The organism is Microcoleus sp. bin38.metabat.b11b12b14.051 (assembly GCF_013299165.1).
Taxonomy (GTDB): domain Bacteria; phylum Cyanobacteriota; class Cyanobacteriia; order Cyanobacteriales; family Microcoleaceae; genus Microcoleus.
The window spans coordinates 59,086-71,950 of sequence record NZ_JAAFKD010000026.1; the positions used below are offsets into that span (position 1 = coordinate 59,086).

12 protein-coding genes are annotated in these 12,865 nt (G+C 44.3%); 7 read left to right on the forward strand and 5 right to left on the reverse strand.

Features of this window, described 5'->3' with window-relative positions; all coding sequences use genetic code 11:
* Positions 1–30: 30 nt before the first annotated feature.
* Positions 31–1,119: a glycosyltransferase family 2 protein gene (locus QZW47_RS23070; protein WP_293132070.1), complete on the reverse strand. Its 1,089-nt coding sequence runs from the start codon at positions 1,117–1,119 to the stop codon at positions 31–33.
* A gap of 604 nt (positions 1,120–1,723) precedes the next feature.
* On the opposite strand from QZW47_RS23070, the gene QZW47_RS23075 reads away from it, so the two are divergent.
* Both QZW47_RS23075 and QZW47_RS23080 read left to right on the forward strand, forming a co-directional pair.
* On the forward strand, positions 1,724–2,794 hold the full coding sequence (locus tag QZW47_RS23075; RefSeq protein ID WP_293132073.1) for a glycosyltransferase family 2 protein: 1,071 nt from the start codon (positions 1,724–1,726) through the stop codon (positions 2,792–2,794).
* Positions 2,795–2,881: 87 nt separating this feature from the next.
* The gene (locus QZW47_RS23080) at positions 2,882–4,333 is read left to right on the forward strand and encodes an NAD(P)/FAD-dependent oxidoreductase (RefSeq protein ID WP_293132076.1); all 1,452 of its coding nucleotides are present in this window, start codon (positions 2,882–2,884) and stop codon (positions 4,331–4,333) included.
* Positions 4,334–4,387: 54 nt separating this feature from the next.
* Here QZW47_RS23080 and QZW47_RS23085 read toward each other — a convergent pair whose 3' ends face one another.
* From QZW47_RS23085 to QZW47_RS23095, 3 genes are all read right to left on the reverse strand, one after another.
* Entirely contained in the window at positions 4,388–4,750 is a 363-nt protein-coding gene (locus QZW47_RS23085) for a hypothetical protein (protein WP_293132079.1), read from the reverse strand.
* 139 nt (positions 4,751–4,889) lie between these two features.
* A complete protein-coding gene (locus tag QZW47_RS23090) occupies positions 4,890–5,177 on the reverse strand; it encodes a nucleotidyltransferase family protein (protein WP_293132082.1) in 288 nt (95 codons plus the stop codon).
* A 133-nt stretch (positions 5,178–5,310) separates the two neighbouring features.
* Positions 5,311–5,607, reverse strand: coding sequence for a DUF1778 domain-containing protein (locus QZW47_RS23095; RefSeq protein WP_293132085.1), 297 nt, complete (start codon positions 5,605–5,607; stop codon positions 5,311–5,313).
* Between the two features lie 244 nt (positions 5,608–5,851).
* Here QZW47_RS23095 and QZW47_RS23100 point away from each other — a divergent pair, with 244 nt between their 5' ends.
* From QZW47_RS23100 to QZW47_RS23110, 3 genes are all read left to right on the forward strand, one after another.
* The gene (locus tag QZW47_RS23100; protein WP_293132088.1) at positions 5,852–6,106 is read left to right on the forward strand and encodes a hypothetical protein; all 255 of its coding nucleotides are present in this window, start codon (positions 5,852–5,854) and stop codon (positions 6,104–6,106) included.
* Between the two features lie 419 nt (positions 6,107–6,525).
* Entirely contained in the window at positions 6,526–7,920 is a 1,395-nt protein-coding gene (locus tag QZW47_RS23105; protein ID WP_293132091.1) for a branched-chain amino acid ABC transporter substrate-binding protein, read from the forward strand.
* Positions 7,921–8,247: 327 nt separating this feature from the next.
* Positions 8,248–9,324 (forward strand): branched-chain amino acid ABC transporter permease, encoded by a 1,077-nt coding sequence (locus QZW47_RS23110; RefSeq protein ID WP_293132094.1) that lies wholly within the window; start codon positions 8,248–8,250, stop codon positions 9,322–9,324.
* Positions 9,325–9,420: 96 nt separating this feature from the next.
* Here QZW47_RS23110 and QZW47_RS23115 read toward each other — a convergent pair whose 3' ends face one another.
* On the reverse strand, positions 9,421–9,993 hold the full coding sequence (locus QZW47_RS23115) for a Uma2 family endonuclease (protein ID WP_293132141.1): 573 nt from the start codon (positions 9,991–9,993) through the stop codon (positions 9,421–9,423).
* 189 nt (positions 9,994–10,182) lie between these two features.
* Here QZW47_RS23115 and QZW47_RS23120 point away from each other — a divergent pair, with 189 nt between their 5' ends.
* Positions 10,183–11,748 (forward strand): branched-chain amino acid ABC transporter permease, encoded by a 1,566-nt coding sequence (locus QZW47_RS23120; protein ID WP_293132097.1) that lies wholly within the window; start codon positions 10,183–10,185, stop codon positions 11,746–11,748.
* Positions 11,732–12,604 (forward strand): class I SAM-dependent methyltransferase, encoded by an 873-nt coding sequence (locus QZW47_RS23125; RefSeq protein ID WP_293132100.1) that lies wholly within the window; start codon positions 11,732–11,734, stop codon positions 12,602–12,604. The genes QZW47_RS23120 and QZW47_RS23125 overlap by 17 nt, the downstream gene beginning before the upstream one ends.
* Positions 12,605–12,865 lie beyond the last annotated feature (261 nt).

Sequence of the window (12,865 nt, forward strand, 5' to 3'; positions counted from 1 at the left end):
CACATGAAATACAAGATAGGAGCGTAAATCCTATCTTGTTAAACTCTTGAACCGCATTCTTTCATACACCTGCGACGGTAGCATTCTGTGTACTTTCGTCCGCGTCTCTATTGTCGCAAGTGTCGTACCTTCAATTGATTCTGATTTTTGTTTTAATTCTAAGCCGGATTCAGTTGGCGGTGAAACTAGGATTTTTATTAAGCTTTCTATTGACAGCAAGTACAGATTGTGACGCAAGAGCGCCATAAATAAATCTTCCTTAAAAGCTCGAACTAGCCAAAATAATGTACTCCGGTGATTGTGGCTGCGGTTGCTTTTAACTGCTAGATAAATGTAGAAATTGCTGCTAGACCAGTGATAAATTTTGCTGGAAATTTCGGGATGTTGTTGCCGGACATCTGCCATAATTAATGAATGGCATTTTGCCATCGCTGCATAGTTGCAAGACATACTGCTGGCAATCTGTCGATAACCAACTAAATATTCTGGTACTACTTGAAATTCATAATGTTCGGCGATACGGAGGTGCAATTCCCAGTCTTCGCAGCCTTGAGCATTTTCTAGTTTGAATTGGCAGTTGTAACCGCCAATTTTTTCAAAGCAAGCGCGGCGGATCAGAGATGAGCTGGCATTTCCTATGAAATATTTATAAACTAATGCTGTGTAAACTTCTCCTGCGATGGTGGAGTTGTAAAATCCACCTGTTAGCAAGTCTTGTTCGTTGATATCAACTGACCAGGAATAGACAACTCCGACAGATGGTTCTGATTCTATTAAGCATTCTACTTGTTTTTCTAGGTTTTGCGGATACCAAATATCGTCGGCATCGATGGGTGCAATATATTCGCCTTGGGATTTTTGAATTGCTAGGTTGCGGGCGGCGGCGACTCCGGCATTTGATTGCTGTAATAAGATGATTCGCCTATCTTTTTGAGCAAAAGATTCGACGATTTCGGCGGTTGTGTCTGTAGAGCCGTCATTTACTACTAAAATTTCTATGTTCTGATAAGTTTGAGATAAGACGGAATCTAAGGTTTTGGCAATAAATTCCTCAGCGTTGTAAGCTGGTATAATTACTGAAATTAATGGCTGATTTAAATTGTGTTTTGTGTTGTTCATGTAATATAAAAACTTTTTTATGTAAAAATTTTGACTCTCACGCAGCGATCTAATGGTATGTTAACAAAGAGCTAAGGTCGATCGCACATCGTAGAAAATTTGCAGGTGTACATTTTAAATGTATTGCCAAAACTCATCAAATGTGCATTGACACAGCAGTCGTAATATAGACTTGGTGCAGGAGTCAGTTGCCGATCGGGTTTATAAAATCAACTGTACCGGGCAAGTCGCGATCGCAGGATAGTCTCAGTATCAATATGTTGCTTTTTATACGTACAACGTAATAAAAAATCAAATTCTTGTGTGGTGGAATACTCTCGAATACGATGGCTAGTGGGGCTTTTTATCAGGTTTACAAAAACAATGATATATATAAAGATTTCGTAAAGCTGTTGTCTTCATCAGGTGAGTCTCAGCCAGATGTGGCTTAGAATACAGTCATGAATGGGGATAAAAGCAGTCTACAGTGCTAACAAAAAATATAGTTGAAGAGAAACAGAAATCGGGTTATAAACAAAAAAGTAGAGCTGATTTTACCCTTGGTAAAGTAGGAGCATTGAAATTCAATCATTTGTTTTCCATGCAATTTAAAACAACATCGGTAATGATTTATACCAAAGAACCAACTGTATCCGTAATTATCCCTGTCCACAACGGGGGAGCTTACTTCCGCACCTGTTTGTCAAAACTGGCTCAAGCTGTACCGAGACCGATCGAGATTATTGTAGTAGCAGATGGGGAAAGCGACGGTTCTTGGCGTCTGGCTAAGGAATTCGGCGCCAAAGTCATCAGAATTCCCGAATGTGGCGGCCCAGCCCGAGCGAGAAATTTGGGAGCACAAGCTGCGAAGGGAGATATTCTGTTTTTTGTGGATGCTGATGTCGCGGTTTGTCCTGAAGCTATCGGTTATGCCAAATCGGTGTTCAAAAATAATCCCTACTTGGCTGCTTTGATCGGCTCCTATGACGATGCTCCTGGAGATCCAGATTTTCTATCGCAGTACAGAAACTTGCTGCACCACTACGTGCACCAAACAGCTAACGAAGAAGCTTCGACTTTTTGGGGCGCTTGCGGAGTCATTCGTCGGGAAATTTTTTTGCAGATGGGCGGGTTTAATGAGAGTTACCGCCAAGCTTCGATCGAGGATATTGAGCTGGGCTACCGTTTGAAACAAGCTGGTTATAAAATTAGGTTGTGTAAAACATTGCAGGTGAAGCATTTAAAGCGGTGGGAAGCGGTAGGGATGGTGAAAGCTGACTTTTTTTACCGAGCGCTGCCTTGGACTGAACTGATTTGGCGCGATCGCCAATTGAATAATGACCTAAACTTGCAAGTCTCAAACCGCATCAGTGTAGTTTTAACTTATTCAATGCTGCTGGCAGTTGTGGCGACGTGTTGGTCGCTGAACTTTCTGCTATTGGCTGGGTTGCTGGCAATACCATTAGTAGCAATTAATGCAGAGCTTTATCGATTTTTTCAGCAAAAACACGGTATCTTATTTGCGCTAAAAACCATTCCTTGGCATTGGCTTTTCTATTTTTACAGCGGACTGGCATTTGCGATCGGCACGGGTCGTCACTTATCCCAAAAAAAGCCCTTGACTGATAACATTAACCTGCCAGTATCCCTGAATAATTCAAAGCAAATTGTCCTTCAACATCAAGGCGAGCGATAGTTTATCAGGGTATTCACGGGTGCATCTATTAATTTTAGAAGTTATAAATAATGATATAGTTCGATAAAAAAGCTGGAGGTAGGCTGAGTGAAACATTATCCGGTTGCGATCGTCGGTGCTGGGCCTGCGGGTTTAACGGCTGCCTACGAGCTGGTAAAGCAAGGCATCATCCCTGTTGTACTGGAAAAAGGAGATAAAGTTGGCGGGTTGGCGCGCACCGAAACCTACAAAGGCTACCGTTTTGACATTGGCGGCCACCGTTTTTATACTAAAGTTTCAGCCGTGCAGCAGTTGTGGCAAGAGGTACTGGGAAATGAGTTTATTAAAGTGCCACGTTTGTCGAGAATTTTTTATCGCGGTAAATTTTTCAACTATCCGATTAGTGCGTTCAATACTCTGTTTAATTTGGGGATAATTGAGAGTGCGCTGATTATTTTGAGCTATCTGCAAGTTAGAATCTGGCCACTTCCGAAAGAAGAAACTTTTGAACAGTGGACTATTAATCGCTTTGGCGAACGCTTGTATCAAACATTTTTTAAGACTTATACTGAAAAAGTCTGGGGAATTCCATGTTCGGAAATTCAAGCAGATTGGGCGGCGCAGCGGATTAAAGGGTTGTCTCTGACAACGGCGATTATTAATGCTTTGTTTGGCAGCAATGATACTAAAACTTTAATCAAAGAGTTTGACTATCCGGCTTTGGGGCCGGGGATGATGTGGGAAAAGTTTGCGGAAGCTGTGGAAGCTAAAGAGGGCAAAGTTTATCTCGATACTAAGGTGATTAGTTTTGAGCGTGAAGGTAATAAAATTACAAGTATTACTGCTGAACATAACGGAGAATTAGTTCAATATTCGGCGGATAATTTCATTACGAGTATGCCGATATCGGCGCTGGTAGCACGGCTGAAACCGCAGCCGCCTGAAGAGGTGTTGCACGCGGCGCGATCGCTCAAATATCGAGATTTCTTGATTGTATCGCTGATTGTCGATCGCCCAAGTTTGTTTCCTGACAACTGGATTTACATTCATTCTCCCGAAGTAAAAGTTGGGCGGATTCAGAATTTTAAGAATTGGAGTGCTGCATTGGTTCCCGATGCGAGCAAAACTTGTTTGGGAATGGAATATTTTTGCAATGAAGGCGAGGAACTTTGGGAAATGTCGGATGCTGCACTTGTGGAGTTAGCAACTCGCGAGTTGGTACAGTTGGGTTTGGCAAAAGCTGCGGATGTTGAAGATGGGGTGGTGCTGCGGCAGCCGAAGGCTTACCCTGTTTACGATGCGGAATATCGTGGACATTTGCGGGTTTTGGAAGCTTTTTTGAGTGGGATGGAGAATTTGCAGACGATCGGGCGAAATGGTATGCACCGATACAACAATCAAGACCATTCAATGCTGACGGGGATGCTGGCGGCGAGAAATTTGCTTGGGGAAAAACACGATTTGTGGGATGTGAATACTGAGCGATCGTACTATGAAGACTTTAGTGTCGATCGGTCAAAGGAAAAGAAAGATTCGGATTTGATTTCGCAGTCTAGCTGATATTGGGGAACAGCTCGTAATCGACAGCATCACTCAACCGCATTAGACAAACTCTCAAACCACCACACGCTTGGTACGGACATGATCGAGCGCATCTGTTAACCGATCGCCCATCCAATCGCCATACTCCGCGTGCTCGCCCGCCCCCCACACTATGATGTACTCCAGGAGTGGATCGATCTGCACGCTGAACCCACCGCTAGAGAAGTTAAATACTGCGTAGAGGTGGTCTGGCTGAACACACCATAGCAAGAAAACGACGCTTGTTGCCAATGCTGGGAATTCCTTGAACACTTCAGCGAAGAAGCGTTGAGCGAACGCAGGGGCGCGGGCTAAAGCGATGTCTTGTGGCTCGCTCCACCACTGGCCCTTTGTCCCGAGGCCACAGCGAGGATCGTGTTCAACAAATTTGTCCATAAGGAATCTCCTCTCTCTTCTCGAACTCTGTGCCCTCTGCGCTCTCTGCGGTTAAATCATTCCTATGCAACTGTAAGCGATATCAGCCGTAAACTCCTGAATCCGACGGATTGCCTGCGCCATGTCCCAAAGTGAAGGACTATCCCGCTGGTTGGGTTGCATAAATCACTCGATAGGTTTTCAAAATGTTCGATCGCCGATAGGGATTTTTTAACTGCTTCTTTTCCACCAAATCCACACAACGGTGAAATAAATCCTCTATCTCCTCCTGCATTCCCAATAAATGAGAAAGCGTGAGGCGGTGCGATGGCTCATAGGTAACTAATACATCCACATCGCTATCAGGGCGAAAGTCATCCCGCAGCACTGAGCCAAACAGGGCAAACTCAACAATGTTCCAGCGCTGGCAAAATTGTTGAGTTTGCATCTAGAGAGACTTTTAGGCGATCGTTCAACACGTATTCTAAATCTGACTGCAACTCAATCATGCGCTAGAAAACCTCCAACGAGAGCCAATAACATCAGATTTTCGGGCGGGCAGAGTTTGTCTAAATCTCGCTCTAATCCCACGGAGATTTTGTTTTTAGTAATGCGTTTAGCTGCTGATTTGGTATCGGCGGTGCATCAACCAGCGCCAAAAAATGTTTAAATTTGAGTTCATTTAGCCCGAAAAAATATCTGTTAAGAAGAATATTTTGAGCTTTTTGGTAAGCTGATTCAAGTATAAACTGCGATCGGCTTTTTCCTTGTAGTTGCGCCGCGCGATCGATTAGATCGAGTTGATTCGGCTGAACTCGAATGTTGATGGTAACATCGCGGGTATGGCTGACTGACTTTTCAGATTCTGGCGGGTACATAATGGTTACTTTGGGCTAAACAGAGCAGTAATTATCTCTAGAATACTGATATTTTTATTTAACTGGTTAACTGGTTCCCAAGCTGTGCCTGGAAACGCATTTACCGAGGAAGAGCCTCGTGTGCTGGAGGCTCTTCCTCCGGGTAAGTATTCCCAGGCACAGCTTGGGAACGATAGACCATGCTAGTCACAGGAGCGATCGCGGAAACAATAAAATGAGAGGATATAGATTTAGAGGTCGTATTATGTCACCAATTAAACAACGCCTTCTCGAAGCGATCGAACGGACTCCTGAACCGCTTTTAGAGCAAACCCTGACATTCCTGGAATTTTTGACCAGTCGGACACAATCTGCGATCGCCCCAGACTTCGACTCAGATTTTGACTCAGACACCGACTCCAACGACAAAATCCTCGCGGATCTGAAAGCCTCCCTCCACCAAGCCTCATCGGGACAAACTTTCCCCATATCAGAACTCTGGGACGGCATCAATGTCTGATATGCTAGTCCAACTCAAATTCACAGCACTATTCAAACGTCGTCTCAAAGGACTCGAAGAGAAAGTATCACCAAATTCAAACCGATATTCAGCCTGTCCTCGATGAGATTATCCAAGGGAACTTCATAGGAAACCAGATTACAGGCACACTCAATACCTCGTTTACAAAGTTCGGGCTAAAAACAGTGATGCCCAAGTTGGTAAGAGCGGTGGTTATCGTTTGATTTATCAAGTTGAATCAGCGAATCAATTTGTTTTACACCTAATTTACTCAAAATCAGAACAAGCAAATGTCTCGGCCCAAGAAATCCAAAGTGCGATCGCACAATACCAAATATATCCAGACGATTGACTGTATCTAACCCAAATTTTTGAAATATGTGCTAACTCTTGACTACATACTCACAACAGTGAAGAATATGCAAAAACAGAAGCAACAAACCAACCAACCTATGAACTTTTCCCAGAAATCAGGCAAAAGTGCCACACCCTCAAAAACGCACACAACCGAGAATCTCCGTGTACCACGATTGCGGAAAATACTTTTAGCTGCCGGCATAGCCTCTCTTTGCGCTAGCTGTCAAAGTCCTCAAACACCCACCGCCACAACAACTCCCGGCAGCACTCCGGGATCAACTCCCGCAGCCACTCCCGTCGCTGTCAGCACCCCCGGAGACCCAAATACTGTCAAAATAGTCTCCATGCTCCCCATGACAGGCAGCGCCTTGGGTCAAGCTCAAACAATGGTCAACGGCATCAAACAAGCACTCGCCGAAACCGACTCCAAAGCTTGCGACGGTAAAATCAAAATCGAATACGAAGTTCTTGATGACGCCACCGCCGCCGCCGGCAAATGGGACCCGTCCCAAGTAACATCCAACTCTAACAAAGTGGCCGCTGACGGTTCGGTAGTTGCTGCCATCGGTCACTATAACTCCGGTGCAGCAAAACTTTCGATTCCCGTGCTCAACCAAGCTAACGTTGTGATGATCAGTCCGGCGAACACTTATCCGGGACTGACTAAACCGGGAAAAGGTGAACCGAAAGAACCCAACGTTTATTATCCCGCAGGTACTCGCAATTTTACCCGGGTTGTGCCTGCTGACGACCTTCAAGGTTCTGTCGCCGGTAACTGGGCGAAATCTTTAGGCGTGCAAAAAGTCTTCATTTTGGACGACCAAGAACTTTACGGTAAAGGTATTGCTGACGTTTTTGAAGCAACTGCTAAAAAGTTGGGCATTCAAGTCCTCGGCCGGGAGGGGATTGATATCAAAGCTAGCGACTACAAGGCGCTAATGAATAAGATCAAAGCTTTAAATCCAGACATGATTTACTTCGGTGGCACTACTCAGAGCAACGCCGGACAAATAATTAAAGACATGAGAAATGTCGGGATGACTGCTGAGGCGGTTAAGTTGATGGGCCCCGACGGCATTAAGGAGCAAGCTTTAATTGATGCTGGAGGCAAAGATGCTGAGGGTGTTTATGCTACTTTTGGTGGCTTGCCTCCTAAAGAATTGACTGGTGAGGGCGCCAAGTGGTACGAAAGTTACAAGGCAAAATATAATGCTGAACCGGAAGCTTATGCAGCTTATGCTTATGAATCTGCTAAAGTGGCGATCGCAGCAATTAATAAAGTCTGCAAAAACGATCGGGCTGCGATCCGCGATGCTGTCTTGGCAACTAAGGATTTTAACGGGGTACTTGGCAATTGGAGTTTTGACGCTAACGGCGACACGAGCTTGGCTGTAATGTCAGGAAATGTTGTTAAAGGCGGCAAGTGGGAGTTTGTGAGCGCCCTGAAGGCGGAATAATTAGTCAGGAGTAATTCCTAATCGGTTTGTAGTAAGGACTTTAGTCCTTATAGTTAAATTTGGAATGACTGAAGTCCTTATAATCAAATTTGGAAGGACTGAAGTCCTCACTACAAACCTAATTTTTCGGTTTGTAGTAAGGACTTTAGTCCTTATAATCAAATTTGGAAGGACTGAAGTCCTTATAATCAAATTTGGAAGGACTGAAGTCCTCACTACAAACCTAATTTTTTGGTTTGTAGTAAGGACTTTAGTCCTTATAGTTAAATTTGGAAGGACTGAAGTCCTCACTACAAACCTATTACCACCGATCGATCGCCAAAAAACATGAAAAACTGGAAAAGTATTCTCTTATATATAGGTGTAGCGTACATAGTTTTGTTGTTAGGGCCGATCGCCGGATTTGACTTGCCCAAAATTATTGGGGAAATAGCTAGCAGTCCTGAGGTTTTAATCCAACAATTATTAGTAGGCTTGGTCAATGGGGCGCTGATTGCGATTATTGCTTTAGGTTATACGATGGTTTACGGCATTATTGAGTTAATCAATTTTGCTCACGGCGATTTGTATATGTTGGGTGCTTTTGCTTCGCTGACAGTGTTTGGAGCTTTTGGGATTCAAGACGGCGCACCTTTAGCTGTTGCGATACCGGTGATGTTAGTCGCTTTGGTTGTATGTTCGCTGTTTTGTGCTGGACTGAATATTGTTGTCGAAAAGTATGCTTATCGGCCGTTGCGCAATGCTCCTCGCTTGGCTCCGTTAATTTCGGCGATCGGGGTTTCGTTTATATTCCAAAATATGGGATTATTTTGGGGAGGATTGAAAGCTTTTATTCCGGTGATGGGTTCTAATTCGGCTGCTCCGAAAAGCTTCCCCGATTTGTTGCCGCGAGTTAATATTCTCAAAGTTTTGGGAATTCAAACAAGTATTGTGTTTACCACTAAGGATTTAATTGTGTTGGTGGTGGCTTTGGTATTGATGGTTTTGCTTCATGTGTTTGTGCAGTACACTCGTCTGGGAAAGGCGATGCGGGCAACTGCTCAAAGTCGCGATGCTGCTAAAATCATGGGAATTAATGTCGATCAGATTATTGCTCTAACTTTTTTGATCGGGGGAGCTTTGGCTGGTTCGGCTGGAATTCTGGTTGGTTTGTATAACAATACTATTGTTTTTACGATGGGTTTTACGGCAGGATTGAGGGCTTTTACGGCGGCGGTTTTGGGTGGAATTGGCAATATTGTCGGGGCGATGTTAGGAGGAGTTTTGATTGGGGTGCTTTCGTCTTTGAGCGATCAGTATTTGTCGAGCCGCTGGACTAATGCTTGGGTGTTTGGGGTTTTGGTGGTTATTTTGGCTTTTCGTCCTGGCGGTTTGTTGGGTGAGAATGTTCAGGAGAAGGTTTGAAGTTTCGGGGTTGAAACAATGGCAAAAGATACTTATCATAATTGCGATCGCCTGAAAATACGATCGCGAAATATCGAGTTAACCTGCGCTATGAAATTAGATATTCCCTGGTTTCAACCAGCCAAAAACTTCGCCCAAAGTCAACTGCATTTCCCCCATAAATTCGGGAATTGGAAGTATATCTGTCGGTTCTTGCAGTGCGATCGGCTGCTGCCCTGCGGGATAAGCTAAAATGTTTTTTTCATCAGGATCGAGCAACCAACCCATCTGACAACCTGCATTCAAACAGTGCAAAATATTGTTTATAACTTTGGTTTGGCTTTGGCCAGGGGACAAAATTTCTATTGTCCAATCTGGGTGAGCATTAAATGTATCGGCAATTTCGCCGTCAGCATCTAGGGGAATGCGATTCCACACAAAAATAGCGACATCGGGAATAATAGAACGTCCGCCAAAGGTGCAGCGAAGTTCTGGAAATGCCCAAGCAATCCGCTGAGGTTTGCCCACTGCATTAACCGTCGTGATGAGTTCTCCCTGAATTGTGCTGTGTTTTCCTTTTGGCATAGGTTTTTCTAAAATAGCACCGTTGATGTATTCGCTAGCGGGTTTGGTTTCTGGGAGTTGCAAAAACTCGTCCAGGGTGATAGTTTTTTGAGCAGCTTGTACCATATCGCGATCGCCCTTTTGAATTGTGTTGCGGTAACAGTTCCAGTATATTTCAATTTTCGATGGCTTTGCCCAAACAATCGCAGCCAAAGTATCCTAAACTGTAGCTAACCCGATCGCCAGCTTGCAGATCGATCTGTTCGTATCCCGTACATTGCTCGTTACCGGCCTTCCCTCTTCCAGATTCTTCTTATGTCAAACAAAATAATCCAAGCAATTAAATCGAGCGGTATATTAGGGGCGATCGCCTTTTTGACTGTTATACTATTCGGCGGTTGGAGTGGCACCGTGATCGGGTGGCTGATGGGCACGGCTGCGGGCTTCATGAGTTGTCAAAATCAGAAGGTGCAAAGCCCGATAATGGGTGCGACTGTCGGCAGTTTGGCGGGTTTGGGATTGGGCGTTTGGCTGTTGGTTGCTAGCGTGCTGGAAGGGGTTTTAGTTCGACCTTTTTCGGGTCAATCTGCTGTGGATTTGCCGACTACTCTACTGTACGGAATTTGCAGTTTGACGATCGCACTTTTGACAGCTACATTAATGGGCGCTTTGCAAGGTTTGCCGCAAGAACGCCAGCGGCAAGCAACTCTGGTAACATTAGCTTTTATCTTAATTCTGTTTCCGTTTATCGATCTTCAGGCTAAGACCGGCTGGATTGCTACGGTAGTACAGATTCAAATCTTTATTATGCTGGCCCTGGGTTTGAATATTACTGTGGGTTTTGCGGGTTTGTTGGATTTGGGATATGCGGCGTTTTTTGCGATCGGCGCTTACACGACGGCTTTGCTATCTTCCGGGCAGATAAATATTGCTTGGAATTTTTGGGTGGTTTTGCCGATCGCCGCGGCTGTAGCTGGAATTGCGGGCGTGATCTTGGGCATTCCGACACTGCGCCTCAAGGGCGATTATTTAGCAATTGTTACCCTCGGTTTTGGCGAAATTATCCCGGTGGTATTTCGGAATTTAACCGCGATTCGGATCGACGAACCAATCTCGAAGATTGTCGCTTCTGTTTTGGGTAAGCCAGAATTGGTGCTGTGTCTCGTTGGGTGCGATCGACCTTTTAACCTCACCGGCGGCGAAGCGGGCATAAACCCGATCGGGCGTCCATCTCTCCCCATCATCGGCACATTCAGCACCGGTAACTACTTTCCCTGGTACTACCTAATTTTACTGCTCGTTGTCTTCGCCTACTTCATGATTTCGCGGCTGCGAGATTCCCGCTTGGGACGGGCCTGGAATGCCATGCGCGAAGACGAATTAGCGGCGAGTGCGATGGGCATTAACCTGGTCAAAACCAAACTTTCGGCTTTTGCAATGGGAGCGACGTTTTCCGGCTTTGCGGGCGCATTTTACGCCGCGTACATCAGCGCAATTTTCCCCAGCGTCTTCGACTTCTCCGTCTCGGTGATCATCCTGTGTATGGTGATTTTAGGCGGGTTGGGCAACATGACAGGCGTAATTTTGGGCGGTATCATTATCATGTCTGCCGATCGGCTTTATCTACCCCAACTAGCACAAGTCCTCAAAGGTTTTCTGAACACCTTTGTACTTCCCAGAATTGCCATTCCCCAGTTAGCCGACTTTTTAGCAACCAGTTTAGACCCTATTCAACTGCGCTTATTTCTATTCGGTTTAACCCTAGTTGTCATGATGATCGTGCGGCCAGAAGGGCTGATTCCGGATAAGATTCACCAAGCAGAACTTCATTCAGATAGTGAAACAAACAATGAGTCTTTAGCTGATGCCAGAAGTCAATAGTAAGGATGAAACATTAGCCATGAGCAATGTCACTGGTACTGCTTTTATAGTTGCGGAATTTAGAGCCGAAGAAAATGAAGAAACAGCCCCGCTTTACACTGATAATATAGTAAAAATATGGCTGAATGATGAAACAAAAGAAATAGCTACAAAAATAGCTAAGAACTCTCCCGCGGCCAAAGAAATGGTTAAGCTGCGGACTAAATATTTTGATGACGTTTTGTCAAATCAAATTTTAGGAGGTTGTAAGCAAGTAGTTATTTTAGGCTCGGGCTTGGATACTCGCGCTGCGAGAATTAATGGAGAAAAAGCAACTTATTTTGAAATAGACGATAGCACTACACTGGAATTAAAAGCCAAAACTCTCAAAGCTTACAATGTCAATGCAAATGTGCGCTACATTCCCGGCGATTACGTAAAAGACGGTTTAATATCCTTGCTGAAACAGAGCGAATTTAATTTAGAGCTACCGACATATTTTTTGTGGGAAGGCAACACTACTTTGATTGCTAAAAAAGATGTAATATTTGTGTTAGAACAAATTCGCGACAATGTTAATGATTTTCGATTGTCTTTTGATTATATGTCGGAGCAGGTGATTTTGAGAACCACTGGCTACCAAGATATCAATGATTACATAGATAAATACGAAAGTATGTATACACCGTGGATTACTGGGTTTGAAAAGATTGCCACTTTAGCTGACGAACTCAATCTCAAACTTATTGAGAACTTCTCCACGGCAGATTTGCACGCACAATATCGTCCTGGCCGTACCCTGCAATCTAATCTGTTTAAGTTCTATTTTGTGTGTACATTAGAGAATGCAGTAGGGTGCGTCAATCCAGAGATTTGACTCAAGTCAAACAATATTATGCTGACGCACCTTACCAAATCCAAGTAATACCATTTTTACAAATTTTTGCTACAAAAGAAGTGTTTGGTTTATTTCCTCAATCATTTTTCAAGGTGCGTCGCTGCTAGATTGTCGATATTTAGTTCGGAATTTTTCGTGGCGACGCACCCTACGACTAATGTTGCATTCGCAAAGAAAAATTGGTATAACAAAAACTACCCAAAATCACAAATTTGAGGCTCAAATCCTGATGTATTCAGA

Excerpts from the sequence above, each read along its gene's own strand:
- QZW47_RS23090 (WP_293132082.1), bottom strand. The coding sequence starts at position 5,177 with ATGCAAACTCAACAATTTTGCCAGCGCTGGAACATTGTTGAGTTTGCC.
- QZW47_RS23070 (WP_293132070.1), bottom strand. The coding sequence starts at position 1,119 with ATGAACAACACAAAACACAATTTAAATCAGCCATTAATTTCAGTAATT.
- QZW47_RS23110 (WP_293132094.1), top strand. The coding sequence starts at position 8,248 with ATGAAAAACTGGAAAAGTATTCTCTTATATATAGGTGTAGCGTACATA.
- QZW47_RS23095 (WP_293132085.1), bottom strand. The coding sequence starts at position 5,607 with ATGTACCCGCCAGAATCTGAAAAGTCAGTCAGCCATACCCGCGATGTT.
- QZW47_RS23075 (WP_293132073.1), top strand. The coding sequence starts at position 1,724 with ATGATTTATACCAAAGAACCAACTGTATCCGTAATTATCCCTGTCCAC.
- QZW47_RS23125 (WP_293132100.1), top strand. The coding sequence starts at position 11,732 with ATGCCAGAAGTCAATAGTAAGGATGAAACATTAGCCATGAGCAATGTC.
- QZW47_RS23085 (WP_293132079.1), bottom strand. The coding sequence starts at position 4,750 with ATGGACAAATTTGTTGAACACGATCCTCGCTGTGGCCTCGGGACAAAG.
- QZW47_RS23105 (WP_293132091.1), top strand. The coding sequence starts at position 6,526 with ATGCAAAAACAGAAGCAACAAACCAACCAACCTATGAACTTTTCCCAG.
- QZW47_RS23120 (WP_293132097.1), top strand. The coding sequence starts at position 10,183 with ATGTCAAACAAAATAATCCAAGCAATTAAATCGAGCGGTATATTAGGG.
- QZW47_RS23100 (WP_293132088.1), top strand. The coding sequence starts at position 5,852 with ATGTCACCAATTAAACAACGCCTTCTCGAAGCGATCGAACGGACTCCT.
- QZW47_RS23115 (WP_293132141.1), bottom strand. The coding sequence starts at position 9,993 with ATGGTACAAGCTGCTCAAAAAACTATCACCCTGGACGAGTTTTTGCAA.